This is a genomic window from Streptomyces sp. CLV115 (assembly GCF_038448545.1).
GTDB classification, from domain to species: domain Bacteria; phylum Actinomycetota; class Actinomycetes; order Streptomycetales; family Streptomycetaceae; genus Streptomyces; species Streptomyces sanglieri.
Genome location: NZ_JBCEWQ010000057.1, coordinates 14,453 through 40,766 on the forward strand (window position 1 = coordinate 14,453; position 26,314 = coordinate 40,766).

At 68.6% G+C, this 26,314-nt stretch carries 31 protein-coding genes and 1 pseudogene; 13 read left to right on the forward strand and 19 right to left on the reverse strand.

The genetic code is table 11. The annotated features are described in order from the left end of the window. Positions 1 to 9: 9 nt before the first annotated feature. Complete coding sequence (locus AADR41_RS20520; RefSeq protein ID WP_342282841.1) at positions 10 to 675, reverse strand: NucA/NucB deoxyribonuclease domain-containing protein; 666 nt, start codon at positions 673 to 675, stop codon at positions 10 to 12. A gap of 293 nt (positions 676 to 968) precedes the next feature. Here AADR41_RS20520 and AADR41_RS42930 point away from each other — a divergent pair, with 293 nt between their 5' ends. Beyond that, positions 969 to 1,328 (forward strand): IS3 family transposase, encoded by a 360-nt coding sequence (locus AADR41_RS42930; RefSeq protein WP_446751077.1) that lies wholly within the window; start codon positions 969 to 971, stop codon positions 1,326 to 1,328. Then, the gene (locus AADR41_RS42935; RefSeq protein WP_446751080.1) at positions 1,328 to 1,807 is read left to right on the forward strand and encodes an IS3 family transposase; all 480 of its coding nucleotides are present in this window, start codon (positions 1,328 to 1,330) and stop codon (positions 1,805 to 1,807) included. The genes AADR41_RS42930 and AADR41_RS42935 overlap by 1 nt, the downstream gene beginning before the upstream one ends. Before the next feature lie 757 nt (positions 1,808 to 2,564). Here the strand turns inward: AADR41_RS42935 and AADR41_RS20530 are convergent. Together AADR41_RS20530 and AADR41_RS20535 are read right to left on the reverse strand one after the other, a co-directional pair. Continuing rightward, on the reverse strand, positions 2,565 to 3,242 hold the full coding sequence (locus AADR41_RS20530; protein ID WP_342282842.1) for a DUF6461 domain-containing protein: 678 nt from the start codon (positions 3,240 to 3,242) through the stop codon (positions 2,565 to 2,567). Positions 3,243 to 4,596: 1,354 nt separating this feature from the next. Continuing rightward, positions 4,597 to 4,869: a DUF6225 family protein gene (locus AADR41_RS20535; protein WP_342282843.1), complete on the reverse strand. Its 273-nt coding sequence runs from the start codon at positions 4,867 to 4,869 to the stop codon at positions 4,597 to 4,599. A 595-nt stretch (positions 4,870 to 5,464) separates the two neighbouring features. Here AADR41_RS20535 and AADR41_RS20540 point away from each other — a divergent pair. After that, positions 5,465 to 5,845: a hypothetical protein gene (locus tag AADR41_RS20540; protein WP_342282844.1), complete on the forward strand. Its 381-nt coding sequence runs from the start codon at positions 5,465 to 5,467 to the stop codon at positions 5,843 to 5,845. A 489-nt stretch (positions 5,846 to 6,334) separates the two neighbouring features. Here AADR41_RS20540 and AADR41_RS20545 read toward each other — a convergent pair whose 3' ends face one another. Together AADR41_RS20545 and AADR41_RS20550 are read right to left on the reverse strand one after the other, a co-directional pair. Further along, the gene (locus AADR41_RS20545) at positions 6,335 to 6,601 is read right to left on the reverse strand and encodes a DUF3761 domain-containing protein (protein ID WP_342282845.1); all 267 of its coding nucleotides are present in this window, start codon (positions 6,599 to 6,601) and stop codon (positions 6,335 to 6,337) included. Between the two features lie 164 nt (positions 6,602 to 6,765). Beyond that, positions 6,766 to 6,909, reverse strand: coding sequence for a hypothetical protein (locus tag AADR41_RS20550; protein ID WP_342282846.1), 144 nt, complete (start codon positions 6,907 to 6,909; stop codon positions 6,766 to 6,768). Between the two features lie 267 nt (positions 6,910 to 7,176). On the opposite strand from AADR41_RS20550, the gene AADR41_RS20555 reads away from it, so the two are divergent. The 4 genes from AADR41_RS20555 to AADR41_RS20570 all read left to right on the forward strand — a co-directional run bounded on the left by AADR41_RS20555 (position 7,177) and on the right by AADR41_RS20570 (position 11,223). Beyond that, a complete protein-coding gene (locus AADR41_RS20555) occupies positions 7,177 to 7,581 on the forward strand; it encodes a hypothetical protein (protein ID WP_342282847.1) in 405 nt (134 codons plus the stop codon). A gap of 167 nt (positions 7,582 to 7,748) precedes the next feature. Further along, positions 7,749 to 8,876: a tyrosine-type recombinase/integrase gene (locus AADR41_RS20560; RefSeq protein WP_342282848.1), complete on the forward strand. Its 1,128-nt coding sequence runs from the start codon at positions 7,749 to 7,751 to the stop codon at positions 8,874 to 8,876. Beyond that, positions 8,873 to 9,211: a helix-turn-helix domain-containing protein gene (locus AADR41_RS20565; protein ID WP_342282849.1), complete on the forward strand. Its 339-nt coding sequence runs from the start codon at positions 8,873 to 8,875 to the stop codon at positions 9,209 to 9,211. The genes AADR41_RS20560 and AADR41_RS20565 overlap by 4 nt, the downstream gene beginning before the upstream one ends. A gap of 623 nt (positions 9,212 to 9,834) precedes the next feature. Beyond that, positions 9,835 to 11,223 carry a hypothetical protein gene (locus AADR41_RS20570; protein WP_342282850.1) on the forward strand — a complete coding sequence of 463 codons (1,389 nt, stop codon included), beginning with the start codon at positions 9,835 to 9,837 and terminating at the stop codon, positions 11,221 to 11,223. A 151-nt stretch (positions 11,224 to 11,374) separates the two neighbouring features. On the opposite strand, the gene AADR41_RS20575 is transcribed toward AADR41_RS20570, so the two are convergent. From AADR41_RS20575 to AADR41_RS20590, 4 genes are all read right to left on the reverse strand, one after another. Beyond that, positions 11,375 to 11,794, reverse strand: a complete 420-nt coding sequence (locus AADR41_RS20575; protein ID WP_342282851.1) for a (R)-mandelonitrile lyase — start codon at positions 11,792 to 11,794, stop codon at positions 11,375 to 11,377. Between the two features lie 138 nt (positions 11,795 to 11,932). Then, positions 11,933 to 13,099 (reverse strand): low temperature requirement protein A, encoded by a 1,167-nt coding sequence (locus tag AADR41_RS20580; RefSeq protein WP_342282852.1) that lies wholly within the window; start codon positions 13,097 to 13,099, stop codon positions 11,933 to 11,935. Between the two features lie 120 nt (positions 13,100 to 13,219). Continuing rightward, positions 13,220 to 14,152, reverse strand: coding sequence for an alpha/beta hydrolase (locus tag AADR41_RS20585; protein WP_342282853.1), 933 nt, complete (start codon positions 14,150 to 14,152; stop codon positions 13,220 to 13,222). A gap of 41 nt (positions 14,153 to 14,193) precedes the next feature. Beyond that, positions 14,194 to 14,964, reverse strand: coding sequence for an SDR family oxidoreductase (locus AADR41_RS20590; protein ID WP_342282854.1), 771 nt, complete (start codon positions 14,962 to 14,964; stop codon positions 14,194 to 14,196). Between the two features lie 249 nt (positions 14,965 to 15,213). Between AADR41_RS20590 and AADR41_RS20595 the strand changes: the two genes are divergently transcribed. The 4 genes from AADR41_RS20595 (at position 15,214) to AADR41_RS20610 (ending at position 18,526) form a co-directional block, all read left to right on the forward strand. After that, a complete protein-coding gene (locus tag AADR41_RS20595; protein WP_342282855.1) occupies positions 15,214 to 16,104 on the forward strand; it encodes a helix-turn-helix domain-containing protein in 891 nt (296 codons plus the stop codon). Positions 16,105 to 16,139: 35 nt separating this feature from the next. Then, complete coding sequence (locus tag AADR41_RS20600; RefSeq protein WP_342282856.1) at positions 16,140 to 17,000, forward strand: helix-turn-helix domain-containing protein; 861 nt, start codon at positions 16,140 to 16,142, stop codon at positions 16,998 to 17,000. 660 nt (positions 17,001 to 17,660) lie between these two features. Beyond that, a complete protein-coding gene (locus AADR41_RS20605) occupies positions 17,661 to 17,819 on the forward strand; it encodes a hypothetical protein (protein WP_342282857.1) in 159 nt (52 codons plus the stop codon). 506 nt (positions 17,820 to 18,325) lie between these two features. Next, the gene (locus tag AADR41_RS20610) at positions 18,326 to 18,526 is read left to right on the forward strand and encodes a hypothetical protein (RefSeq protein ID WP_342282858.1); all 201 of its coding nucleotides are present in this window, start codon (positions 18,326 to 18,328) and stop codon (positions 18,524 to 18,526) included. A 246-nt stretch (positions 18,527 to 18,772) separates the two neighbouring features. Here AADR41_RS20610 and AADR41_RS20615 read toward each other — a convergent pair whose 3' ends face one another. The 3 genes from AADR41_RS20615 to AADR41_RS20625 form a co-directional block, all read right to left on the reverse strand. Then, positions 18,773 to 19,069, reverse strand: coding sequence for a hypothetical protein (locus AADR41_RS20615; protein ID WP_342282859.1), 297 nt, complete (start codon positions 19,067 to 19,069; stop codon positions 18,773 to 18,775). Positions 19,070 to 19,225: 156 nt separating this feature from the next. Next, a complete protein-coding gene (locus tag AADR41_RS20620; protein WP_342282860.1) occupies positions 19,226 to 19,513 on the reverse strand; it encodes a hypothetical protein in 288 nt (95 codons plus the stop codon). A 253-nt stretch (positions 19,514 to 19,766) separates the two neighbouring features. Next, complete coding sequence (locus tag AADR41_RS20625) at positions 19,767 to 20,828, reverse strand: transposase (RefSeq protein ID WP_446751078.1); 1,062 nt, start codon at positions 20,826 to 20,828, stop codon at positions 19,767 to 19,769. A 137-nt stretch (positions 20,829 to 20,965) separates the two neighbouring features. On the opposite strand from AADR41_RS20625, the gene AADR41_RS20630 reads away from it, so the two are divergent. Together AADR41_RS20630 and AADR41_RS20635 are read left to right on the forward strand one after the other, a co-directional pair. Continuing rightward, a protein-coding gene (locus tag AADR41_RS20630) for an IS5 family transposase (protein ID WP_342282862.1) occupies positions 20,966 to 21,774 on the forward strand; the annotation gives its coding sequence in 2 pieces (ribosomal slippage) (positions 20,966 to 21,305 and positions 21,305 to 21,774; 810 coding nt in all). A gap of 52 nt (positions 21,775 to 21,826) precedes the next feature. Next, positions 21,827 to 22,629 (forward strand): IS5 family transposase gene (locus AADR41_RS20635; protein ID WP_446751079.1). Its coding sequence is split into 2 segments (ribosomal slippage): positions 21,827 to 22,184 and positions 22,184 to 22,629, totalling 804 coding nucleotides; the frame shifts between segments, so codons are not numbered across the junction. Between the two features lie 13 nt (positions 22,630 to 22,642). Here the strand turns inward: AADR41_RS20635 and AADR41_RS20640 are convergent. The 7 genes and pseudogenes from AADR41_RS20640 to AADR41_RS20670 form a co-directional block, all read right to left on the reverse strand. Further along, positions 22,643 to 23,053, reverse strand: a complete 411-nt coding sequence (locus AADR41_RS20640; RefSeq protein WP_342280124.1) for an Imm10 family immunity protein — start codon at positions 23,051 to 23,053, stop codon at positions 22,643 to 22,645. A 343-nt stretch (positions 23,054 to 23,396) separates the two neighbouring features. Next, positions 23,397 to 23,597 (reverse strand): annotated as a pseudogene (locus tag AADR41_RS20645) (ISL3 family transposase); the annotation flags it as partial. Positions 23,598 to 23,870: 273 nt separating this feature from the next. Beyond that, a complete protein-coding gene (locus tag AADR41_RS20650) occupies positions 23,871 to 24,257 on the reverse strand; it encodes a DUF6415 family natural product biosynthesis protein (RefSeq protein WP_342282864.1) in 387 nt (128 codons plus the stop codon). Continuing rightward, positions 24,254 to 24,442 (reverse strand): hypothetical protein, encoded by a 189-nt coding sequence (locus AADR41_RS20655; protein WP_342282865.1) that lies wholly within the window; start codon positions 24,440 to 24,442, stop codon positions 24,254 to 24,256. Before AADR41_RS20655 ends, AADR41_RS20650 begins: the two co-directional genes overlap by 4 nt. Before the next feature lie 94 nt (positions 24,443 to 24,536). Then, positions 24,537 to 25,385 carry a helix-turn-helix domain-containing protein gene (locus AADR41_RS20660; RefSeq protein WP_342282866.1) on the reverse strand — a complete coding sequence of 283 codons (849 nt, stop codon included), beginning with the start codon at positions 25,383 to 25,385 and terminating at the stop codon, positions 24,537 to 24,539. A 7-nt stretch (positions 25,386 to 25,392) separates the two neighbouring features. Continuing rightward, on the reverse strand, positions 25,393 to 25,947 hold the full coding sequence (locus AADR41_RS20665; protein WP_342282867.1) for a DUF6879 family protein: 555 nt from the start codon (positions 25,945 to 25,947) through the stop codon (positions 25,393 to 25,395). Then, complete coding sequence (locus tag AADR41_RS20670; RefSeq protein ID WP_342282868.1) at positions 25,904 to 26,182, reverse strand: hypothetical protein; 279 nt, start codon at positions 26,180 to 26,182, stop codon at positions 25,904 to 25,906. The genes AADR41_RS20665 and AADR41_RS20670 overlap by 44 nt, the downstream gene beginning before the upstream one ends. Positions 26,183 to 26,314: the final 132 nt, after the last annotated feature.

Sequence of the window (26,314 nt, forward strand, 5' to 3'; positions counted from 1 at the left end):
TCCTCGGCGTCAGGAGATGGCGACCCAGAAGGCGTCGCCGTTCAGGATCCTATTGTCCTTGTACGCCTTGAGCAGGTACTTGGATCCGCCGGCGGTACTGTTGTGCTTCTCGTTGATCATCCTGCGGCTGAAGACACCGGTCGCTCCGCCTTCCTTGGTCGACGCGAAGGGGTACTCGTCGCAGCTCTTGCCCGTCGGGCGGGGCAGACTGCTCGGGCAGGCCTTGCCGCGGTTCTTCTTAATCAGTTCCTTGTCAGTGGTGCGGTGCAGGGGCTTGCCCGCGCCGGGCAGCCCCGGATGGCCCTTCAGCTTGCGCTGCGCGTCCCAGACATGCTGCGCCGCTTCCTTGACGTTCTTGTCGGTGCGGGACATCGCGAAGGCAGGAACATACGCCGGGTGAACGCATCCGCCTGCCTTGGTCGTGATCCCCTTGACGGAGTCACAGCGCACGGTGGCGGCCTGCGCAAGACTGCCGGTCGCAGGTGACCCGACGGCCGCCTTCAGGGTGACGACGGGTGTTTCCTTGTGCTTGAGCGTCTTCGACCCAGGTGATTTCAGGGCGAACGGGAAGCTGGTTTCCTTCTTGACCGACAGGCCCTTGGCGCCGGGAGCGGAGGTCACCGTGCACTTGGTCTTCGCGGACTTGCCGCAGTTCAGCTTCAGGCTTGCGATCACGCCCCGGGCCGCCCCGCTGGCGCTGGTCGGGTAGAGACCGACGGTGTGCTTCCAGGTCCGTGAGTCCCTGGCCGCGAGCGAGGTGCGCTGAGTGACCCGGATGTTCATCGTGCCCAGCAGCTTCCCGCTGGGCACCTCAATGATGTCGAACCGCAGGCTGCTGACCGAGCACGCCTTGTGCCGGTCATAGGTGAGGTAGCCGGCCCTGCAGCACGCAAGAGGATCCGCGAACTCGAGGAAGAACGCGACATCCTCCGTAAGGCGGCCCGGTATTTCGCGACGGGGACGCGCTGGTGAACCGCTACCAGTTCGTTGAAGATCACCAGCGCCGTCACGGCGTGAAGCGGCTCTGCGTCATCCTCGGCCTGGCCCGCTCGAGCTTCTGCTACCGGCGCCGCTCCGCGGCCGCAGGAGCGGCCCGGCAGGCCGTCGAGGCCGCGCTCGCGGCCCGAATACGCAAGGTCCACCAGGACTCCAACGGGACCTGCGGAGTTCCGAGGATCACCGCCGAGCTCCGTGACGAGGGCGGCCCGGCTATCAACCACAAACGCGTCGCGAGGATCATGCGGACCATCGGGCTCGAGGGAGTCCGGTTGCGCCGCCGGCACCGCACCACCGTCGCGGACCAGGCCGCGGCGAGGCGCCGGATCTGATCGGACGTGACTTCACCGCGGCTGCGGTGAACACGAAGTACGTCGGGGACATCACATACCTTCCGGTCAGCGGCGCGAAGCCGCTCTACCTCGCGACCGTCATCGACCTCGCCTCGCGCCGGCTGGCCGGGTGGGCGATCGCCGACCACATGCGGACCGAGCTCGTCACCGACGCCCTGGCGGCCGCCGAGCGGACCCGAGGGAGCCTGGCCGGAGCGATCATGCACACCGACCACGGCTCGCAATATACGAGTAGGGCCTTCGGCGAGATCTGCAGGTCAGCAGGGGTCCAGCAGAGCATGGGCGCGATCGGGTCCAGCGCGGACAACGCCGCCGCGGAAAGCTTCAACGCGGCCTTCAAGAGAGAGACACTCAAGGGCCGAAAGGCCTGGCCGAGCGAGCGCGAGGCCAGGCTCGACGCCTTCCGCTGGCTGACCCGGTACAACACCCGACGCAGGCACTGCCGCCTCGGCCAATGATCCCCGATCGCCTACGAGAACGGCCTCCAACCCGCAGCAACTACCCTGGCCCAAGCCGCATAGACGTGTTCACAATCCGAGGTCAAGGCCCGCGGCTGGGTTTGCCCCGTACCGTTCCACAGCACAGGGGTCTGCCCGGGATTCAGCCACGAGGCATTTGCTTCCGGGTTCGGTGGTCAGGGGGTTGCGGGCAGCCCTGCATGTCCTCCCCCTGCGGTCCAGGGCCACTGGTGGTGTGCGCTGCTGACGGGCCAGATCGTAGGTGCCAGCTGCTGTTTTCCGCGTTGCTTCCTACGCGGAGGCGGGGGCTGGGGCAGGCGGAGCTTGAGGTGCTCAGCGAAGTCCCTCAGCCGGGCGGACGCACAGAGGCCAGCGCGGTCATCGTGATCGCAGGCTGCTACGCCGAGCCTGGACGGCCTACCGGTGGGATGCCCGCCCTGCCCGAAGGCCACGACCGTCCACGCCGCAGGATCCGTCTGGAACTGTCGGGAACAGCCGGGCCCGCTGAATCCGTATCAGGAATGCGTCGAGACAGGCGACACCGGCCGGTGGGTCACCCTGACATCCTGATCAAGACGCCCGCCGACGTCACGGCCCTGCTGCTGCCCAACCCGAGAACAGCATCGAGACGATCGCCGCTCTCCTCAGGGTCAGTGTCGGGACCTTTACGACCACGTGCCCGACATCGTGCCGGGCGTCGACGGCTTCGGCGCCCGTGGCGGTGCTTGCGGGGTGACGGTGTGGATGAACGGCAATGTCATGCGGCCGGTGGTGGTTCGGTTTGAGTGAGGCGCAGTCCGTAGCCGAGAGATTTCATGGTCCGGGGAGGCGGCGGGCCATACCCCTGACTGTTTTCCGGTAGCAGTACGGTCAGCAGCCGACTGTTGACCATCTCGTTGCTGAGTGTCGCCTCTGTGTGCTCGGACACTGCCCGCAGCACGGGATCCCATCCGGGGAAATCCTCCGCGGCTTCGCTTCGCCGGAGTTCGACGGCGTCCCACCATGGGCGTGGTGGTTCGGGCCGGGTGCTAAGCATGCCCGGCTCGAATCGCTCTGCCAGGTGCCCGTCACGCCAAAACCGGAACCTCTGCTGGCCGCGCGCGTCCTGCTGAAGGCTGAGTGTTTCAGTGCCCTGGGAAAGCCGGGTCAGCAGAGCGGTAGTGGAGCCGAGCCAGCCCCACTGCTCAAGGCAGAATGACCAGTCGCCGATCGCGCCGACGCGCAGGACCGTTGCCGCGAGGCCTTCGTCGCCGATTCGGTGGCCGAGTCCGTAGGCTTCTTGTGGGTCTAGCAGTCGTGCCTCCTCGGGCCGGGCACCGTACCGCGTGAGCAGCTCTGACGGGTCCAGGTTGTGGGTGAACGTCAGGCACCACATGATTTCGTGGTCGGCCCAGGACGTCGACGGCCGGGGTTCCGTGTGATCGCTTTGCACCATGGTGCCTCCTAGCCAGGTGTCGCACCGGGGCCGGGCAGCTGCCCGGCCGCGGTGCGATGACGCTGTTGTGGTCAGGGGGTAAATATGCGCCAGAAATCCTGAGGGCGCGGTGCCGGGTCCGAGGATCCGCCGTGGGGGCGGGGGTGCTGCGGGGCGCGTGCCGAGGACGCCAACCTCGCAGCGGCACGGCAGTTCCACACCCGTGAGGGACACCTGAGAGTGCCCCGGAAGCACGCTGAGCACCTGGAAGACGGCAGAGGCGGTGCCGGGCCGTCAGAACGGCGCTGACGCCGTTGTGGTGGTCAGGCTCGGCACGTGGCTCGACAACGTCCGCAAATGCGCCGCGAAACTCCCCGAACAACGGCGTGCGGACCTCGACCAGCTTGGTATGCGCTGGTAGCGGGGCGCCGGTCGGCACGACGTGCAGGGGTCCGGTGGGTCGACAGAACTGTGCCGCGGGCGGGTCTGGGCGGGCTCGATCCACGCCCCGAAGTCGAGGCCCCCGCTCTCCAGATGAAGCCCGGTGTCTTCACGGGGCTCTCGGAGTGCGGCTGCATGGCTGACCAGGCAGTGAGACGTCAGAAGCTCCGCCATCAGGTCTCGGACACCTTCACAGCTCGGCCCCGTCGTCGGCGTGATCCCCAGGTCTGCCGCGTCCATCCCGGCCCCCGCCGGCGACCGCGTGCCGCGCGGCACGGTCCGCGCCAGGGCACCCGTCACGGCGTCGGCCGACGCGAGCACCACGGCCGCCTGCTGCGGGTCGTCGACCGCCTCCCGCCCAGCGCAGTACGCGAGCACCGGCAGCACGCGCTGAAGCACCGCCCGCAGCTCGGCAACGCGGTCGGCGTCGGACGGCTCCCGACCGTCGTCGGCGTGCCGGCGAGGCGGGCGAGCACCGGTCACAGGAAGTCCCGGCGCCCCGTACTCTGGGGCCGGCGCAGAAGAAGTCGTCATGCCTCCAGCGCAGCACACCCCACACCCGCGACGTACGAGCGCACATCACCGATACGGGCGGCCGCCCATGAGCAGAAGATCCTTGCCCGTGGCGCAGAACTTTCCGCCCGCCACGACCAGGAGCAACAGGCCGGGCCGGAAGGGTAGGGATACGCCTCCCGAGCGAGCGATTCGGCAGCGCGGCCCGGCCTCCAGACAGCGTCCCGTGAACAGGAAAAAGGCCGGTTTCAAAAATCGGCCCCCCCGAGGTCTGCCAGCGGACCTGGTCGTCCACTCCCAGCAATCCACACTGGTCAGCCTCCGAACAGCCCTGGACGAGAACCGGTCCTCACAGCCGCTGCCAGCTGCGGGGCCGGGCGTTTTGCCGTCCCACGCCAGCCCGCCAGCAATTGCTGCTGGTTCAGTCGAGACGGTCGTACCTGTCCGGCTTCCAGTCGGCGAACAGGGTGAGGGCTGCCTCTGTCTCGGTGCGCTCCGGTGCGGTGGCGGTGGCCGGCCACCAGTTCTCGACATGGTGGGCGTCCACGAGGACGCAGTCCCGGTACCCGTCGAAGTCGCCGGGTTCGTCGGCCACGCCGATATGGATGGGCGCGTCATCGGGCAGGTCCTTGAGCGCATCACGGAGCTGCGCGGCGTTCCAGACCTGCGGGGCGTGCTCGAAGACATCGGTCATGGGCACAGAGTGCCGGACCGGACCGGGCCGCTGATGGAGACACGGCTGTACCCCGGGCCAGAGTGCGCTGATCCGGGGTACAGGGGGCCGGGGTGAAAAGCCGATCACCGGTGGTGAAGCAGGCCCGGCCGGTGGACACCGTAGCGTCAGCTCGCGTCCGGTAGGTCACGCGGGTCGGGAAGGTTGAACAGGCGCTGCGCCTGGCGGTCGTTCTCCTGGCGCAGTGCGGTTCCCCACGGCCAGGGCCACCGTTCGTGTAGCCAAGGTTCTGAGACACCACAACTGGCTGTCGACCAGTTCGCCGGCCAAGACAGGGACGTCGGCGACGACAGGGACGGCGGTGCCGGGGCCCGATCTGCCCAAACCGGCCACCACTGCGTGCAGCGCGCCTACGCTGAACCGGACGGCTCCATCCCCGCCCCGCACCCTGGGAGGCCCCGTGTCACTGCCCGTGGAAGCCGGCCCGACGCCGCCGTCGTACCCGCCGAAGACTCCGCCGCCTCCGAAGAAGCCGCCGAACCCGCCCCGGCCGAACCCGCAGGACCCGAAGCCCCCGCCCAGCCAGGTAGTGCCTACGGCCCGGCGCGGGGTGGGCATGGCCAACCGGCGCGGGGCGAACTGGGTTCTGGAGTCGGCGCCGTGGGCGGCGGGGAAGGCCCGGGCTGCGGTGGTGGAGCAGCTGGGGAAGTGGAAGCTCCGGGCGGCGCCCGCAGCGGTGGAGGCGGTGGAGGCGGTGACGACGCTCCTCGTGCAGGCCGCGGTCGCCGACGGGGGCACGACAGTGTCCGTACACCTGTCGGACCAGGACGGGCAGGCATGCATCCTCGCCCTTTCTCACCACACCGGGCTCGCCACTGGACTCGACGACGCCGGTGGGGATGTCCTCCACCAGATCACCGCCCACCAACCCGTCACCGGGTGCGGTACCGACACCGGGCCCGACGGTCGCCGCATCTGGGCCATCGTCGAACTCTGATCCGCCCTGGACATGGCAGCGCGCCCGGCCGCTGGTCGGGGACGGAGCTGTGCGGTGATGCCGTACGTCGTCGGGCAGGTGGAGACGGAAGCGGGCTTGGCGAGCCGTCAGGCAGATGCTGACAGGGGCGTGGTGCCAATTCCGACCCCGCGGGTCTGCCCAGGTCCTTGGGGTCGTCCGCGTGGTCGGTCGCCGTGGCCTGCCGGTCAGGTACGGAAGCGGGAAAGCCAACTACTGGCCTTCTGCGCGGCGGCCTGGTCCTCCGCCTCCTGGCGCGCGTGTTCCTCGGCGCGTGCTTCGGTCTGCTGCTTGGCTGTGACGGTCCGGGCCTGGCAGTGCTCGCACAGGTGCGGGTGCGGCTGGCGTCTGCTCCAGTCCCGGGTGTATTCGACCGCTTTCCAGCGGTCGTCGGTGAACTTCTGTCCGCAGTCCTTGCATACCGGCCGCCGCGCGTGGCGGGTACCCCCGCCGTGCCGTCGGCCGGTGAACCTACTTGAACCAGTAGCGGACGCCGCCGTGGCCGCTGCAGGTGCCGCGGAAGGTCTTCGAGTAGCTGAGGGTGCCGTCCTTGCATTGCGCGGTCGCGCCTGCCGGGTGCGGGCTGCCGGCCCGGCACACACCGGTGGTGTGCGATGCGCACCCGGCGGCCGACTGGGCCTGGGCGGCCGGGACGAGGAACGCGGCGGCAACGGCGAACACGGTGACCGCAACGCGGGCGATGCCGCCGCGGTCGGGTGCTGTGAGGGTGAGGGACACGGTGTGATGCCTTTCGGGGTCGATTCCCGTGCCCGCTGTCACATGGTCCGGGCACGGGGACGGGTGGGCGCCGCGGGGGAAGCGGGTCGGGGAAGGGGTTCCTGTGTCGCCTCCCCCGCGGCGGCCGTAGGCCACCCTGGACCCGCACCAACTCATCAGAGGCCTCACTCTTCATCGGCCCGCTCCAGAGCACTGATCGCCCGGCGACGCCAACGCGTGATGGCCGCAACGGCGATCACCCCGCCCACCAAGCCCGCCAGCGGAACACCCCAGGCTGCGGCCATAAACAGGGTTCCGAGTGATTCCATGACACCCCCCTTTTCGAGGGGAGCGTACTCGGCCGTGGATCTGCTGGAGACTCGCGCAGGAGAAGCCTGGTGCACAGATCTCCGTACGCAGTGGAGCACTCTCACGAGTACGCCGACAACAGCCGCCGTCGGGCGCACGCAGAGCCGACGGAGCATCACGCGCGGCCGCACATCCCCCACAACCGTCCCGGTCCGGCCGGGGCGCACGTTCGGATGAACCGCAAGGTCAGACCGTCACCCGGACCGTCCCTGACCCGTAGATCCGGCATGAAGCTCCTGCGCACAGTGCTCGCTGCTGTTACTTCGCTCGCCGCCGCGCCCGCTCTCCTGCTCCTGCCCTCCGGCACGGCCGAGGCCGTGCCGGGCGACGTGGTGACCGCTCCCCTGTCGGAACTGGTTGCCTCCCTCCCCGTCGAGGACGAAGGGCCCCGCGCCAGGTACTCCCGCGAGCAGTTCAAGCACTGGATCGACGCCGACCGGGACGGCTGCAACACCCGCAACGAGGTGCTGCTCCGGGACGCGGTGACAGCGCCGCAGATCACCGGCCGCTGCACCATCACCGTCGGCACGGGCGAATGGCGGTCCTGGTACGACGAGACCACCCAGACCACCAAGGACGACGTCGACATCGATCACATGGTCCCCCTCGGCGAAGCCTGGGACTCCAAGTAGGCGGAGTTGCGGTGGATGCATCGATGTCGCACCAGGCGGGCACGGCGATGACCTGGTCGAAGGGGGCGGTCGAGGTCCTTCGTTCGAGTGATCGCGAGGTATCTGAGCTGGCCTGAAGCAGATTCGACGCCACGATGTTGCATCAGGTGCAACTGTGGGGGTGAGTCGTGCGGGCAGTCGATGTGCCGGGTGCGTTCCGGCTGGTGGTCCCGGGGAACGTGCGGGCGCTGGATCCCGCGCCGGCGATGTTCGAGGCGATGCTGGCGGGGTGGCAGCAACAGCAACGGAGCCGATTGCTGGCGAGGAAGACGATCGAGGACCGACTGAGTCTGGTGCGGCGATTCGCGCTCTTCACGGGGACCTATCCGTGGGAATGGTCGCCGGAGGACGTCGAGGCGTACTTCTCCCATCGACTGTCGGGTGAGACTCCGCTGGCGCATTCGACGGTGCGCGGGCAGCAGGGTGACCTGCAGATGTTCTGTGCGTTCGTCACTGACGGACGCTACGGGTGGGCTTCGGCCTGCCAGGAGGCGTTTGGGCAGTTCCCGGTCCAGGTGTGCCACGACTGGAACACGGCCGATCACGTTGCGGAGTTCGAGGGCCGGCCCGGGCGCAGGGCGCTGACCTACGACGAGTTGCAGGCGTTGTTCGACGCGGCGGACGACCGGGTGGAGCAGGCGAGGAAGCGTCGCCGGAAGGGTGTGCTGGCCTCGTGGCGGGACGCGGTGCTGGTCAAGCAGATCTACGCGTACGGGACGAGGCGGCGGGAGACGTCGATGTTGGACCTGCCCGATCTGCGGCACAACGCCAGAGCGAAGGCGTACGGGCGGTTCGGTGCGCTGGAGGTGCGGTTCGGGAAAGCCTCCCGGGGCAGTCCGCCCAAGCGGCGCACGGTGCTGACGGTGCCGGAGGTCGACTGGATCGTCCCTGTGCTGGAGGAGTGGGTGAGTGCGGTCCGCGGCTCCTTCTCGCCAGGCGCGCATCCCGCGCTGTGGATGTCGGAGCGGTGCGGGCGGCTCGGCGTGCGGCGCATCGACGAGGTGTTCACCGAGATCCGAAACCACGCGGGGCTGCCGGAGGAGTTGGAGCTGCACTGCCTGCGGCACACCTACATCACGCACCTGATCGAGTTCGGCTATCCGGAGCGCTTCGTGCAGGAGCAGGTCGGCCATGCCTATGCATCGACGACGGCGTTGTACACGTGGGTGTCGGACGAATACCGCAACCGGCTGCTGGAGGCGTCGTTGGCACGGCGACTGGAGCGCACGGGCGGGACGGGAAGGGGGCCGCGGTGATGAAGCGGATGGGGGTTGAGTGGAACCTGCGGCTGCTGATGGCCGAGCGGGACATGTTCCAGACCACGGACCTGGTGCCGCGTCTGGCGGAGTACGGGGTGCACCTGTCGCGTGAGCAGGTGTTCCGACTGGTCACTCAGCCTCCGCAACGGTTGTCGATGGACACCCTCGCCGCGTTGTGCGGGATCCTCGACTGCTCGCCGGCCGACCTGATCACTGTGAAGGAGGTCCGGCGCCAGGTTGCCAAGCCGACCGCGTCGGATGAAACCGTCACCTCGACCGGTGCCGTCCCGCCTGTGAGGAGGGTGCGGGTCCGGCGCCCGGACGGCCTGTGAGCGGTCGGCGTGCGGGCCCGCCGCCGGAGTGGGTGGAACTCGCCGACAGGATGACCGCCTTCCTTCCGGAGCTGCCAACCGACGACGCGGCGCGGATCGTGGCCGCCATGACGCCGCCCGCACGCACGCGCATTCGCAATCACCTGCGTCGGCACCCCGATGCTCTGGTCAGCGGCGCATCCGATGCACCGCGCTCAGTTCAGGCACTGATCGCGACGCTCGCCGACGCCGGTGTTGCCGGTGTCAGGCCCGCGGCCTGCCTGCGGTGCGGGCGGGTGCGCCCGCTGCGGCGGGCAGTACCGGGCGGCCGGGTCTGCCTCGGCTGCGAAGGCACGCTCGCCAGGCGCGGCAACGTGGGGCCCTGTGCGGCCTGCGGCGAGACCCGGGCAAGGCCCTCGAACCAGACATGCGCGCCATGCCGACGTCGCCAAGTCGCCGCGACCCGGTCCTGCTCGGCGTGCGCCAGACCATCCGACCGGGACCCGTGCACCACATGCAGGCCCCGGCCGTCAGCTCCCTGTGCGCTGTGCACCGCCAGTGCACAGGTCTGCGCCCGCTGGCCGCTCGGCCCGGTCTGCAAGCCCTGCTACCGGCGTGCCCGAAGCACCCCCGGCATCTGCCCGGTGTGCGAGCGCACCAGGGTGCTGATCGCCCGGCGGGACAGCCGCCGCGTCTGCGGCCCGTGCGCGGGACACGCCGACCCGTACGCCTGCCCGCACTGCGGAAACCCGCGCTCCTACATGGTGCGAGGGCTGTGTGACCGCTGCACTCTCCGCGACCAGCTCGACGCCCTCTTCGATGCCGTGCCCGCCACAACGCGCAGCCGGTTCGAGCCCATGCGGGCCGCGCTGTTGGAGTGTGACCAGCCGAGGACCGTACTGAACTGGGTCCGCAACTCCCACTCCGCCCGGCTCTTGACCGACCTAGCCGCCGAACGAACACCGACCCACGAGGACCTGGACTGCCTTGCCCGCGACGTGGGCCGCGGCGACGCCCAGACCATCGACTACCTGCGCGGCATCCTGGTCACCTACCAAGTACTGCCAGAGCGAGACGAACTCGTGGCCCGCATCGAGCGCCACCTCGCCCGAACCGTGCGGAGCCACCCCGAACACGCCCTGCTCCTGTCTCCCTACGTCCGCTGGTCGCTGCTGCCCCGCGCGCGGAGGGCGAGCCCGCGCCCCGCCGGCTCGAAGCACCGCATTCGCTGGGCCTACACCCGGATCAACACTGCCGTGGCCTTCCTCACCGCCATACGCGAACAAGGACTCGATCTTGCGGACGTCACCCAGCACCAGGTCGACGCCTGGCTCGCCGGTGCCCCGAGCACGCGCTACGAGGTCCGTGACTTCGTGGTCTGGGCCGCACGCCGCGGCCACAGCCACCCGCTCCTGGTGCCCCACCGCCCCAAGAAGGCCCCGGTCGGACTCGACGAGGACTCCCACTGGGAACTTCTTCACCAAAGCCTGACCGACACCGCCCTCTCACTCGATGTCCGGGCCGCCAGTGCAGTACTCCTGCTGTTCGGCCAGCACCTCGCCCGCATCGCGGCCCTACCCGTCACTGCCCTGAGCGAAGTCGACTCCCACCCGGTGCTCGTACTCGCCGAAACCCCCATCCGCTTGCCCGAGCCCGTCGCGCTCCTCCTGGCCGAACTCGCCGCCCAGCCACCTCCCTCCGGCTGGGCGGTGAACTCACCGCACCGCTGGCTCTTCCCCGGCACCCGCCCCGGCCAGCACATCTCCTCCATCGCCCTCGCCCGGCGCCTGGCCACCCACCACATCCCCATCCGGCTGGCCCGCACCACCGCACTGGTCCAGCTCGCCAACGACCTCCCACCAGCCGTCCTCGCACCCCTCCTCGGACTCCACCCCGTCACCGCCGAACACTGGCGGCGCCGCGCGGCCACCGACTGGACCGCCTACCTCGAAGCCCGTCGTTCCACTCGGGAAGGTGGCACGCCGGTGCCGGCTGCCATCGACCGTAAGGACGCTCCACCAACCATCGGCTGACGGGCCGTCATCACCTCCACTCGGTCAGGGCTTCAGAATGGTGGCTCGTCGGACCACAGGCGTGTCATCGGCACGAGTGTGGTGGCGGGTGCTTGTGTGCAGTAAACAGACTTCCGGACAGTCTCTTGGCGGATCGTGCCTGCGGGGCATGTCAGTGGCTGCGGGTGCGCGGAGCGGCGTACTGCTCGTCGGTGATGTGCTCCAACCAGGTCGTCTCGGGCCGCTCGTCCCCAGGGGCAGTGCCGTCCCACATGGCGATGTGCTGCATGAAGCGGTCGGGGGTGGCGCCGTGCCAGTGCTGCTCGCCGGGCGGGCAGATGACCGTCTCGCCCGGGTGTGCCTCGAAGACGATGTCGTCGCGGGTGCCGATCAGGGCGATACCGGCGACGACATGCAGGGTCTGGCCGACGGCGTGGTGGTGCCAGGCGGTGCGGGCGCCCGGGGCGAAACGCACCATGTTGGCGCGCAGGCGGGAAGGCTCTTGACCGGCGTGGATGACGTCGAACCAGACGTCGCCGTTGAACCAGTCTCCAGGGCCCTTGCCGGTGGGTCGGGGCTCTACGAATTCCATGCTGTTTTCCTCGGAGTCAGTGCGGTGGGGAAGGGGCTGGGCCGGCGGGTGTCGGCCTGGGCGGGTGGGTTTTCGGCCTTGGTCTCTGCAGCGGCGCGGCAGTTGTCGTCATCGACGGGCCGAAGCGGCGACTGCGTTTCAGGCTGTGGTCGTCGTTTGAAGGGAGTTGGTCAGCCGTCGGTGCGCCCGGGTGAGGACGGTGGCGGTGACGACGAGGATGAGGTCTAGGAGGGCGAGGGAGGCCAGGGGAGGGAGCCAGATGGCGGCAACGCCGGTTGCGGCGAGGACGGTGGCGGCGAGGAGGCGTTCCTTCCAGGCGCCGCCGGCGGTGGTGCCGAAGAACCAGGCGGTGGTGGCGAGGTAGAGGGCGGGGCCGCCGAAGAGGAGGAGGGCGAGGCTGGTGGAGCCGTGGCCGGTGGGATGGGCGATGGCGAGTTCGCTGCCGACGGCGAGGGCAACCAGAGCGGCCAGGACCAGGTAGGCGCTGTTGACTCCGTGGCGGACCGACCGGACGGGATCGGGGCTGTTGGCGACGGAGTCGGTGATGACGTCCTCGCCGCCGCCGAAGTAGGCGGCCCACAGGCACACCAGGGCGGTGAAAACCGTGGCGGTCGCGAGCACGTTGGAAACGTCGACGGGGGCCTCGGACATGGTGCGGCCGGCGGTGAGGACGGTCTCGCCGAGCAGGATGATGAAGAACAGACGGAGGCGTTCGAGCATGTGGTCGGCATCGAAGGCGAGTTCGCGGCTGCTGAGGGTCTGGCCGGGCAGCGGGTGGGCGAGCCAGGTGCCGGTGAGGTCGATCAGGGCTGCGGCCGCCCACCACCACAGCCGGGGTCCGGAGCCGACCGCGGCACCGTTGATCCACAGCGGGGCGGACGCCGCCATCCAGACCAGGGTGCGGCGGAAGTGTTCGCGCAGCGCGTCGGTGCGGGCGGCCAGGGCGGTCACGGCGCCTGCGAAGAACAGGATCGCGAGGAGCGGGATCACGAACGCCCAGGCCCGGTCGTCGAAGGCGCCGGGGATCGCGGCGTTCGTGAACAGCCCGAGGCCCATGACGATGACGATCATCCACCGGGTGACGTCGCGGTGGACGTCGAGGAGCGTGGCCTCGTAGCTGGTGTAGGCCCACGTGCCGAACACCGCCACCAGCAGGACACCCGTCTCGGCGGCGCCGCGCCAGGTGAGGTGTTCCAGGAGGTGGTGGGAGAGCTGGGAGACCGCGAAGACGAAGACGAGGTCGTAGAACAGCTCCAGCGGAGACACTTCCCGCCGCAGTCTCAATGACTCGGGCACGCTGCTCATGGTCGGATTCTCCTCAACCAAGGTGGCGGGCTGGGTGCCCGCCGAATCGGGCTGGTCAGGTGTCGCGCGGCGGCGGCCGGACATGGATGCCCGGCCGCCGCCGTCGTCTAACGGGTGTTGTCAGCCCTGGTCGGCCGGCTTGGCTGCGAGGTGCTCGTTGTAGAACGGGACGGCCTCGGCGATGGCCTGGTCGACGTACTTGGGGATGTCGTAGAAGTCCATGTGCGTGCCGCCCTCGACGATGCGGAGCTTCTTGGTGGTCCGGGCGCGGCCGTGGAGTTCGGTGGACATCCACAGCGATCCGGCCTCGCTGCCGGCGACGACGAGGAGGGGCTGGGTGAGGAGGTCCTCGACCATGTGGAAGGCGTCGAAGGTGAAGATCCGCGAGACGCTCTTGGTGAAGAGGAACTTGTTCTTGGCGTTGGGGTGCTGGGCGCGCGGGGTGAGGTAGTAGTCGCCGGCCTCGACCAGGTCGCGCGGGGTGTTCTCGTCCGGCTCCGCCGGGACGTAGGGCAGGTAGGTGGGCTCGGCGCCCTGGGCGGCTTCGGCGGTGCGCTGCTGGGCGACGGCCTTGAGGGTGGGGACGGCAGCGGCGTCGGAGTCGGTGCCGTACCAGCCGCGGCGGAAGTTGGTGCCGATGTTGACGGCGCTGACGGTGGTCAGGGCCTTGATGCGGTAGTCGGTCATGGCGGCGTTGACGCTGTAGCCGGCGCCGGCGCAGACCCCGAGGGTGCCGATCCGCTCGGGGTCGACGAAGTCGAGGGTCTGCATGTAGTCGACGGCGGCGCGGACGTCGTCGACGCGGGCGTAGGGGTCCTCCAGGTGATGCGGCTCGCCGCCGCTGTCGCCCTGGAAGGAGGCGTCGAAGGCGAGGGCAATGAAGCCCTGCTCGGCGAGCTTGCTCGCGTACAGGCCGGCGGCCTGTTCCTTGACGCCGCCGCCGGGGTGGACGACGACGATCGCGGCGTGGCGGCTGGTGCGGTCGAGGCCCTCTGGCAGGTAGAGGTTGCCCGCCATGGTGATCTGGCCGTTGGGGAAGGTGATGGCTTCCATCGTGGTGCTCCTGCTGTGTCGTGTGGTGCGGTGGGGTGGTCTCAAGAGGTGCGCAGGTGCGCGAAGTCGTCGCGGACGCGGGCCGGTTCGGCGTCCAGCGGCATGTTGGGGCTGTCCTCGACCGCGTCGAGCGCGCCGGGCGCGTCCGGCTCGGCCCCGGTGAACAGGGCGGTGAAGTCGGTGGTGGCGGGGCCGGGTCCGGAGAAGACCTCGAAGGTCTTGTCGAGCGCCGTGTCGTCGAGGAGTGCCTCGACCAGGAGGGCGCCCAGGGCGTCGCGGCCGATGCCGGCCTCACCGGTGTCTCCCTGCTCGATCCTCAGGTGGGCCCCGCCCTCGCCGGCATCCAGCCAGCCCGGACGGACGATCGTGTACGGGGCTCCGCTGAGCCGGACGAGCCGCTCGGAGCGGCGCTTCCAGTCCAGGGCGTGCCCGCTGTCGTTGAAGTGGTGGTCCCGGCGGGTGACGAAGATCGTTGTCTGCAGGACGATCCGCGGCCGGCGGTCCCCGAGTGCGCCCAGGACGTGTGCGACTCCGCCGTAGTCGATGCGCTCGAAGGACTCGGGGCGGGAGTCGTCGTCCGAGCCGTGGACGAAGATCACCGCGTCGATGTCGCGGACGGCCTGGCCGAGGGTGTCCGGGGCGGTGAGGTCGCCGACCACGATCTCGGTGCCGCCCGGAAGGACCTTTCGGGCACGGGACTCGTCGCGGGCAAGCGCCACGGGGGTCAGCCCCTGGGTGGCTGCCGCGGCGACGACGTGACGTCCGGTGCGGCCGGTGGCGCCTACGACGAGGACGCGTTCGATGGCGGGCATCGGCATCCAGCTCCTTCATTACGCACGGGCGCCGTGGACGCCCCCGTCGGATACAGAGAAATTCGTGACGTGGAAATCCTGGAACCGGAAATTCATATCGGTCCGCAAGCGATTTCCTCCCGGCCACATAAAATACGTTCACACGTGCCACGTTCCTCTACCAGAGGACACTTTCATCCCCGGAGCAATCCATCCAGGGATAAAAATATCCCTGCTACCGAAGTTGCGTTCGGGTACACACTGGCGACCATGACCACCAGTGCGCGCCCTGACGAACTCGGAGCCTTCCTCAAAGCCCGCCGGGCCGAGCTGAGCCCCGGCGCAGTCGGACTGCCCGAAACCGGCGGCCGCCGCCGTGTCCACGGGCTGCGCCGCGAGGAGGTCGCCGTACTCGCCGCCATCAGCACCGACTACTACACCCGCCTGGAGCAGGGCCGTATGCAGGCGTCCGCGCCCGTACTCGACACTCTCGGCCGCGTCCTGAACCTGAACGATGACCAGCGCGCCTACATGCTCGAACTCGCCGGCCGCCCCGCTGCCCGCCCGCCGCGCCGCGCGGCACAGAAAGTGCAGCCCCGCCTGAGAAGGCTTCTCGCCGACCTGGGCACGACCCCGGGAATCATCTTGGGTCGCCGCATGGACATTCTTGCCTGGAATCCCCTCGCGGCTGCTCTGATCGCCGATTTTTCCAAGGTTCCAGAAAAGCATCGGAACTACATACGTCTGCTTTTCACCGAACCCGCCATGCGAGAGCTGTACGCCGACTGGGAGAACGTCGCCCACACCTGCGTTGCCCAGCTGCGTATGGAAGCAGCGCGAGACTCCGACAGCCAGCGTCTGGCCGGGCTCGTCGGCGAGCTGTCGGTCCGGGACGCCGACTTCCGCAGCTGGTGGGCCGCTCACCACGTCGCGGTACGCGGCGTCGGCACCAAGGTCCTGCGGCACCCGATCGTCGGCGAGCTCACCCTCGACTGGGACACCCTCGCCCCTACCGTCGACGCCGACCAGCACCTCGTCGTCTGGACCGCCGAACCCGGCTCCCCCTCCCACGACGCACTGCGCATCCTCTCCTCCTGGACAGACGGCACCGCCCCGGCCCCCGCGGACAGCGGCAGGGGCAGCGGCACTGCGTCCGGCTGACCACACTCGCCACCGACGGCGGTCACACTGGAACCATGAACAGAGGCAACGGTGACCCGAAAGAACTGGGCGTCTTCCTCAAGGCCCGCCGGGCCGACCTGGACCCCCTCCAGGTCGGCCTGCCCGACACCGGAACCCAACGCAGGGTGAAGGGCCTGCGCCGCGAGGAAGTCGCACAGCTCGCGGCGATCAGCACCGACTACTACACCCGCGTCGAGCAGGGCCGCATGCAGGCATCCGTTCCTGTCCTAGAAGCCATCGCCCGCGCCCTGCGCCTCACCGGTGACCAGCGCACCTATCTCTTCGAGCTCGCCGGCAGATCTCGAAGCGAACCGCCCGCCCGCTCCAGCCGGGACATCACCGAGCACGGCCGCAGGCTCCTCGACCAGCTCACCGAGTCACCAGCTCTGATCCTGTCCGACACCATGGACGTCCTGGCCTGGAACCAGCTCGCGGCCGCCCTCCTCGCCGACTTCGCACAGGTCCCTGAAGCCGACCGCAACTATGTCTGGCTTCTGTTCAACGACCCCACCCTGCGAGCCCTCTACGAAGACTGGTCCGCAGGCGCCCGCGCCTGCGTGGCCTACCTGCGCATGCACACTGCGCACCACCCCGACGACCCCCGCCTCCAGCACCTCCTGGAACGCATGGCCCCGCACGCCGACTTCCAGCGCTGGTGGCAGAACCGCGAAGTCGCTGTCCAGGGCACCGGCAACAAGGTCTTCCACCACCCCGTCGCCGGCACCCTCACCTTGGACTGGGACACCCTGACCAGCTCCACCACGCCTGACCAGCACATCGTCATCTGGACTGCCCCGCCGGACAGCCCCTCGGCAAAGGGGCTCCGACTCCTGGCAGCAGCACAACCCAGGCACCAGGCCGCCTCCTCTCCCTGAGCGGCCAGCTGGTCTCCTCCGGTTCCGTCCGCTCTGCACGAAGGGCCCGTAGCTGACGACCGCCACCGGGCAGTCCTCAGCAAGCCCAAGGAACGCCTGCCGCCGCCTTGCCTCGTCACCAGCCAGGCGTCGGTGCCGCGGTGACGTGTATGCCATCCCGTGCGCCCCAACCAGCAGGAAGGTCGGTGCATCGTGCCTCGTCCAGGAGGATTGACCAGGTGGCGAAATCGTTGGCTAAGGGGCGAGTGCCTCCAACGCGTCGGCCTCTCGATCCTGAGAACACATCACCCGAGCCCACGCCAAGGCGGCGAACCACCCCACCGTCTCCGGCCTGTGGCTCCACCTCGTCGGCATGGCCTCGTTCGAGCAACCGCGAGACCCGCTCCAGAGGGATGCAGCCGGACCGCGTCCAGGCCCGGTATTCAAGATCAGTACTGTCCCCGGCCAAGCACCAAAGCGCTCGCCCCTGACACAAGGCCCACGCCACTAACGGTTCTGAATACAGCACAACTGGAATGACGCTCCCCGCCACTCGGCGCCGCGGCCTGGACCCCCGCCGAACGCCAGGCCTATGCCAACGACCTCGACGACGACCGCTCCCTCCTCGCGGTCCACGACAGTGCCAATCAGTCCAAGGCCGACCGTGACCCGGCCCAATGGATGCCCCCGGCCAAATCCGCGACCTGCCGCTACCTGAAGGACTGGGTCACCGTCAAAACCCGCTGGACCCTGACCACGGACCCGGCCGAACACGCCGCGATCGAGCAGATCGCGGCCGGCTGCGACGACACTGAAATCACCATCACCCTCGCCCGCTGAATCCTCCTGGACGAGATCAGCGGCTGTTCTTGAGTTGGCTCGGGAGTAGTTGACGAGATCCCGTCCGATCCTTTGACCGGGCGGGATCCTTGTCGCTTCTCGGGTCCGTTCGAAGTGGTGCCCGAATGAGGCCGGTGCCAGAGGCGGTTGCCTGGTGGTTGTCAGCCTGAAGTTTCGGGGTGGTTCGGGTGTTGGGGGCTCTGGGCTGTCGGCGGGCGTGCGTGATCCGGCCCAGGTCTGAACGACTACGGTATGGGGTTTGAAGTCCTTCTGGGAGGGCGAACCGGTGGACAGTCGCAACGGCCCGCAGACGCTCGGGACTTCGTCGTGGGTGACTCCCATAGGGTGACGGAGTGTCTCAGAGTCCTGATCAGCCGCTTCTGCCATCTCGTCGTCAAGTTGGCAGCCTTCGTGACTTCCTCCATGGAAGAACGTACTCGGCTGCCTCAGTCACCATCCGGCTCAACGGTGCACCATCTCATGCTGCGGGCTCGCCTCTCGATGACGTGAGCAAGGTCTCGAATGCCTTGTATGAGGTTGTCGACGGTCTTGCCAGGCGGGTACTGGATGCGGTTTTCTCCGGTCAATCGAACGCTGAGGCGCGTGACGCATGGGTCGCGCTCTTGCTGATCGCCCAGAACTGGAGGGACTCACCTGATCTGCCGGCAGACCTGAAGGCCATGGTTGATGAGGCCCTCCCCCTCTGATAAGCGGTAAAAGGTGGATCATCACGGGCCGTGCTGTGTCGGCATCAGGCGACGGCCGGGCGCTGGGCAGCAAGCCGGGCAAGGTGAGTCTCGTGCGGTTCCTCCCCCACGGCGTGCAGTCCTCCACCGCAGGCAGTTGGTGGCGGGCTCCAACCGCTGCCGGGCTGAAGAACCCGCCATGGCCGTCTGAAGCCTCTCCTTCAGCCCGCCACCCTCGCGGGTGGCGGGCCACCGACCAGCCTGTCATCACTGGCCGAGGGCGCCGTCCTGCTCCAAGCCGTCCATGAACTGCTCATGCACCCTCAGCTCACGCCCTCTGCCTGGGCTCGTCAGAACGATGGTCTTCGCCTCCGCGAGCGACGTGGGACCCGCCCCCAGCAGTTCGCGCGTGATCACCACCGCATCAAGCACCTCGACCCGGCGCTCACTCAGCAGCCGTTGCACAGCGGCCATCCCGTCGTCCCCTGCCAATAGCGGCCAGCACTCATCGACGAGCGCCTCAAGGCGGGCCGTCCTCTCTGGGCTCAGCCCTCTGATCGCCATCGCGCTGTTCCTTCCCTCGCGGATCTGGACTCCTCCCGATCATCCCGGACATCAGACTGCCTTCATTTCTCGGTTCTGGCACAGATCTTGGGGAGCCGTCGCGGAGGGTGACGGTGGCTTTCGATTGCAGGGGAGGGTCACGAGCGCCGGGGCCCGTCAGCGCTCACGCATTCTGGTCCACCACCAGCCCATCATTGCCCACTCAATGTTGTTGGGCTCCGGCAAGGTACGGCGCTCGAATTCCTCATCGATGCGCGTGATCAGCCGGCCCAAGTCCCTTTTGGCTCCGGGAGGAAGGTGCAGCATCGCCCGCTCCAGGTCATCACGGGCATCTTCCACCTCTATTCCGGGTGAATAGGACTCGGAGGCGTTCAGGTAGCGTCCAGGCTGCTTAAAAGCCCACTCGAAACGAGAGAGCGCATGAGCGACCGCGTTGGGCCACATCTCCTGGTCTTCGACCCGTCGGATCGCTGCACGAGTCCGCGCGGAGACGCCGCGAACCCTCAGGACCGGATACTGCCATTGTGGCCGCCACCGCTCTGCACGGACGGCCTTGGGACGCCTACGCGGCATCGCCCTTTCGGATCAACATGTGGCCATCCTGCCACGGCTGGGCACCTGCATGGACCCCTGTTTACACGCCCGCCGTTCCTACTTCTCGGTTCTCGTGCAGATCTTGGGGGGGAGTCTCGGAGTGTTACTGGAGCAGGATCATTTTGCGGAGTAGTTCGAATCCGGCTCGGCCGTAGAGTTGTCGCTTGATCTTCTTGATGCGGTTGATGGCGCCCTCGATGCTGCCCGAGCTCCAGTCGAGTGTGAGCCCGGCTGTCACGGCGTCGAGGTCTCGGAGCAGGTGGAGTGCGAAGCCTGTGAGGCCGGGGAGCTGGCTGGCGTCGACTGCGTCGATCCAGGTGGGGAGCGTGGAGCCGAGGCGGTCGGTGAGTATCTCGCCGAAGTCGCGGACGTGTCCGGCCGCCTTGTCCAGTTCGGGGCAGCGGGCCAGGACCTCCTTCAGGCCGGCCCGGTCTTCCTCGGTCAGGGTCGCGGGGTGACGGGTGAGCCAGCCGGTCACCTGCCGCACCGTCGGCGGCCGGGGCGGTGCGGCAGACGGAGCCCCGCGCAAGGTGGCGATGTGGGCGCGGACCATGGCGTAGCTGACGGGAGCGTGCTCGGCAACCAGCTCGCCGTGGAGCCGGGTGACACTTGTGCATCCCTCGGCGAATCGCCGCTCCAGGTAAGGCTTGTAGGGGTCCAGTCTGCTGGGCCGGGGCCGGTTCTCGCGGATGGTGTCCTGCCAGCGTGCGGCGGCCGCGTACCGGAGCACGGTGTTGAGGCCCCAGCCCAGGTGCCGGGCGATCGCCCGGCGTGAGTGACCCTGGGCAAGCAACTCGTGGACCAGAGTATGTGCTGCCTTCTTCCGCTCGGCCCGTCGGCCGACGGGCTCCGAGTCGTCCTGCGGCCGACCGGAAGCCTCTCCGGTGGCCTCCGGCAACATGCCGCTGGGCGAAGGATTGCGCAGGCAGTCGCGGTGGGCGGCGACGCAGGTCTCCACGGCTCGGCCGAGGCCCTGCCACAGATGGAACCGGTCGGCGACCTGCAGAGCGTCGGGGGCACCGCGCCGAGCACCCTCGGCGTAGGCGCCCGCCCGGTCCCGGCAGATGATCTCCACGCCGGGGTGGCGGATCAGCCAGGCGGCCAAGGACCCGGCTTCACGGGTCGGGAGCACATCGACTACGCGATGGTCTTCAACGCCGGTCAAGACCGTGGAGTAGGTCTGACCGCGACGGATCGCAAAGTCGTCCACACCCAGCACCCGCGGCGTACTAACTGATCGTTTCAGAATGAAGTTCGTTGTGGGTCTTGGCGGTTGGGTGATGTGTCGGCAGGATCTGTTGGGTGTCTGCTGATCTTGTGCCTGATGACCTGTGGGAGCGTGTGGCCCCGCTGTTGCCTGCTCGTCCGCCGCGGCGGCATCGGTATCCCGGGCGGTTGCCGGCGGATGACCGGGCTGCGTTGCGGGGCATCGTTTACGTGCTGTGCAAGAGCGTGAGCTGGCGGGACGTTCCGGCCGAACAGGTCGGCTGCAGCGGTGTGACGGCCTGGCGTCGGCTGCGGGACTGGACCGAGGCCGGTGTCTGGCCGCAGCTGCACGAGGTACTGCTGGCCGAGCTGCGGGCCGCGGGCCTGCTGGACATGGACGACGCGGCAGTCGACGGCTCTCATGTCCGGGCCCTCAAAGGGGGGCTCACACCGGACCTTCGCCGGTCGACCGCGCCCGTCCGGGCAGCAAGCACCACCTGATCGTCGACCGGCACGGCACCCCGCTCGCCGTCTCGCTGACCAGCGGAAATCGTCACGACGTCACTCAGCTGATACCGCTGCTGGACGCGATACCCCGCATCCGCGGGGCCCGCGGGCGGCCGAGGCACCGGCCGGGCCGGCTGTTCGCCGACCGTGGCTACGACTACGACAAGTACCGCCGCCTTCTCCGGGCCCGCGGCATCACACCGAAGATCGCCCGGAAAGGAACAGCCCACGGCTCCGGCCTGGGAAAGACCCGCTGGGTCGTCGAGCGCACATTCGCCTGGCTCCACCAGTTCAAGCGGCTCCGGATCCGCTACGAGATACGCGCCGACCTCCACCTTGGCCTACTCCAACTCGCCTGCAGCATCATCTGCTTGAGACGACTCCGAACTTCATTATGAAACGATCAGTAAGACGACGTTTCTTATGGCTTGATCGTTCGTTGAGCTGTGCATGGCGGATCTGGTTGAGCGGTTGGTGCCGGACGAGTTGTGGGCGCTGTTCCGGCGGGTAGTGCCGCCCATGGAGGCGAAGCGTCCGCAGGGCGGGGGTCGGCGGCGGGCGGGTGACCGGGAGGCACTGGCCGCGATCATCTTTGTCGCCACCTCGGGCTGCACATGGCGGCAGCTCCCGCCGGTGTTCGGCTCGGCCTGGCCCACGGTCTACCGGCGCTTTGCACAGTGGAGCCAGGCTCGGGTGTGGGCGAAGCTCCACCGCGTCGTCCTCGACGAACTCGGTGCCCGTGGCGAGCTGGACTGGTCGAGGTGCGTGATCGACTCCGTCAGCGTGCGGGCGGCAAAAGGGGGCCGTGGACGGGACCGAATCCGACCGATCGTGGCAAGTTGGGGTCGAAGATCCATCTGATCACCGACCGGAATGGACTGCCTCTGTCGCTGGGCATCTCCGGCGCCAACATGCACGACAGCCAGGGCCTGGAGCCGCTCGTGCGCGGCATCCCGCCCATCCGCTCCCGCCGCGGCCCGCGCCGCCGACCGCCCGGCAAGCTCCACGCCGACAAGGGCTACGACTACGACCACCTGCGCCGATGGCTCCGTGAGCGCGGTATCCGCCACCGCATTGCACGCAAGGGCATCGAGTCCTCACAGCGGCTCGGCCGGCACCGATGGGTGGTCGAAAGGACCGTGTCCTGGCTGGCCGGCTGCCGCCGACTCCACCGCCGCTACGAGCGGAAGTCGGAACACTTCCTTGCCTTCGTCGGCATAGCCGCAGTCCTCATCTGCCACCGCCGACTATGACGCAGAGGTGCGCCTACAGGTCGACACGCCAGGGCCGAGCTTCCTCCCTCCCATACGCCAGCACTTGGGCGAGCACCTCCCGCATCCGCTCGATGTCTTCGTCGGGCGCGTCGAGTTCCGCCTCGATCTCAGCCTCATCCAGTCCCAGATCATCCAAGGAAGCAGGGTCCAGCGACACCGTGAGCAGCCCGTCCGACAGAGCTACTCCACGGACGCAGCCATAGGCCGTTCCCTGGTCTGGTGTTACCAGGCAATGGCTGTCGAAACCGAGGGACACATTCTGCCGGGACGGTTCGCCGATGTTGCTCATGAACAGCAGGAAGAAGCCCTCGCCGTCTTCGTCTTCGGAGACACCGGCCTGCACTACGTCGTTGTCCAAATCGATCTCTGCCGCCACCACACGAGCGGTGAATCTGTATGCCATGACTGGGTTCTAGCAGGACGTCGAACCCTGCCGCCGCGCAGGGCAACCACCAACAGAAACAACGTCTAAACCGCGGATCGGGCAACGCCATGACCCTGCGTAACAAGGTCATCCGTCCCGCACCGAAGCCCAGCTGGGCGGCCAGCCGAGCGCCGGCTCGCCCGGCCAGCGCGAGCCCCACTCGCTCCAGGGCGTGGTTGAGCCGAGTGGTGAATCGTGCGTGCGGGGCGGCCAGCCGGGAGAACGGCTCGGCGAACGTCCGGCGCTGGCAGTCCGCCGACCCGCAGATGAAGCGCCGGACCGTCAGCCGGATCACAAAGCCCTGATCAACGAGCGGAAGGTCCTTCAGCCTGCGCTGGTATCGGTCGTGGACTCGGTCCGAAAATCGGCTGCAGTCCGGGCAGGCAGCCCCGGCCGCGCGGCCTCTCGCCACCACCTCGACCGTGCCGAACGCGGCCGTAACCGCCTCGACATCCACCTCGTCGATCCCGTCGAACACCAGCGAGTCCCAGAACGGTCCATCGGTCTGCATGACCAGCACCATCACCGTCCACAGCCGACCACGGCATCGACCGACAAGTACCTGAGGGAGCGTCAATTCCGGCTGTAAGGCGACAAGGCGTACGCCGTCTCACACGAGCCAGTCCCTCGCAATCGAACATCAAGGTAACGCTCCGCGACGGCTCCCCAAGATCTGTGCCAGAGCCCATTTCTCCTGAACATCGGCGAGCCAGTGGATCACCAACTGCCTCCCAGACTGCTGGACAAACGCTGCCGCTTGAAGTGAACGAAGCCAGGGATCGCACCCCTGTGCGGGCTACCTGGTGGCCGGGAGGGGTTCTGTGAGGCGGTCCAGCCGGGTGTAGAGGGCCCGTACAAGGCGGGCGCGGTTCTGGGCACAGCGGGCGGTGCCTTCCAGCGGTACGGACAGTCGTCCGTCGGCTTCGCGCAGGACGACTTCGGCGAGGGCGCCACGGCCATCGCTCTTGGGCAGGGCGGCGGCGTGGCGGCGGACGTCGGCGGCGATGGCGCGGGCGTGTCCGGTCAGTTGGAGGGCGATCTGCGCGTAATCGCGGGGTTCGAGGTCAGGGTCCTTCCACGCGAGGACGGCGGTGACTAGCGCTTCGTGCGGGGCGCGGTCCGGAGAGAGTTCGGCTTCGATCAGGCCTTGGGGGTCGTGGAGCACGGTGTAGGTGTCGCTCATCGGGCGCCCGCTACGTCGTCGTCCTGGTCGTGGTCGCCGGTGTCGGCGGCCGGGGCCTGGACGGCGAGGAAGCGGGCGTAGCCGCGGTCGGCGCGGGCGATCAGCGCCGGGGAGGGCCGGCCGAAGGCGGGCGGCTGGAGGCCGCGGTCTTCCGGCTGGGGGCCGGCGGGTGTGGGTGCGCTCATGGGGCACCGCCTCCGTTGCTGGTGCGTCGGTGTCGTTCGACGCTACGGAGCCTGCCGCTCGGTTCTCAACGAGATTGCGGGTAATTGCGGAGGTTCACTCCAGGGCGTCGATCGCAGCCCGGATGAGGTCGCGGGCGGCGTCGCCGTGCACGGCCATCTCAGCGAGTCCGGTGAATGCCTTGGCGTAGTCGGCGAGTTCGCGCGGCTGCTTGACCTTGATCTCCGCCGTCAGCGTCTCCACCACGGCCGTGGTGTCGTCGTGGAGGTAGAACGCCTCCAGTGGCCACACGGTGCGCTGCGAGGTGAACGGAATGATCCCCAGTGAGACCGAGGCGAGCGGCATCACGGTCAGGAGGTGGCGCAGCTGGCCGCGCATCGTCTCGGGGTCGGCGGTGCGGTAGCGCAGGACGGATTCCTCCATGAGGACGATGTAGCGGTGGCCGCCCTCGTAGAGGAAGCGGGAGCGGGCGATGCGGGCGGCGACGGCTTCGGCGACGTCGTTGGGGGTGCCCTGGAAGCGGGTGATCTGCTCCATGAGGGCGGTGGCGAAGCCGGGGGTCTGGAAGAAGCCGGGCGGGACGTTGGAGACGTAGACCCGGCAGATGCGGGTCTGCTCGTGCAGGGTGTTCCAGTTCTGCTGGACCTTGCGCATTCCGTCTTTGTGCAGGCGGCGCCACTCCAGATACATGGAGTCGACGGCGCGGGCGGTGGCGATGAGGTCGTCGGCCTGGTCGTCCACGTCGCACGCCGCGCACCAGGCGCGGATGTCCGCGTCGGAGGGCGGGGCGTCGCCCTTCTGGATGCGTGTGGTCTTCGCGGGATGCCAGCCGCACCGGGCGGAGAGTTCCTTCCCGGTGAGGCCAGCGTCCTTGCGCAGGTGCTGCAAGCGCACGGCCAGCGCCTCACGGGCGGCCTGTGCACTGGACGATGGGGATGCGCTCATGGGCTGCTCAGGGTGCCTGGACGGTGTACTTCTCGTGCGGGATGCCGCGCTCCCACACCGTCTCGAAGGCGGCGTGGCACAGTTCGACGGCAGCCGGGTCGGTGGTGCGTTCCTTGCCGTCGGTCGCCCAGTCGCCGGTGCCGGTGAAGTGGTGGAACTGCACGAGCCGGTCGTCCAGGAGCCAGAAGTCGTTGCCGGGCAGCGCGATGTCGGAGGCGCGGCGGCGGGGCAGCCAGCGCACGTCCTCCCCGGCCTGGAGGTTGAGCGGGGTGATGGCGTGCTCGTAGCGGATGTAGTCGGTGACCGGCTCGGAGACGATCCGGGCGCGGCGCATCACCACGCCGCGGGCGACCGCCCCCTGCACGAGCGGCATCCACTGCGGCCAGAACGAGCGGGCCGGATCGAGGTTCGGGACGCCGGTACGCAGGAAGGCGGCGTAGTCGTCCGTCTCGTCACCGACGGCGTACAGGTCGCGCATCTCCAGGTGGACCGCCGTGTGGTGGGTGTCGGCGAGCAGCTCAGCGAACGTCGCGGTGTTCAGCTGCTGCGCGTTCAGCGGCATCGCACGCCTCCTTGAGAATCTGCACCATGCGGAACGGAATCCGGATCACCCGTTCGTGCGCGGGGATCCCCGTCTTGTGGCCGGCCACCCACTCGGTGGAGCCGACCAGGGCCTTGAGGAGGGCGTCGGCTTCCTCGCCCTGGAGGACCAGGTCCGCGCTCTCCTCTTCCACCCACACCGTCGGTGATCCCTCGCCGCCGGTGTTGGGGTCGATCCCGACGAACCGTAGCGTCATCACGTACTCCCCTGTGACTCGGTTGCGCGTAGTTGCGCAGACCGTCCCGCAGGCCGGTGCCGACGTCAAGGGCGCCTCCCTACCGGGCATCCGGCTCCGGCCGGCGGGCCGGGACGGCTTCTGGTCCGTCCG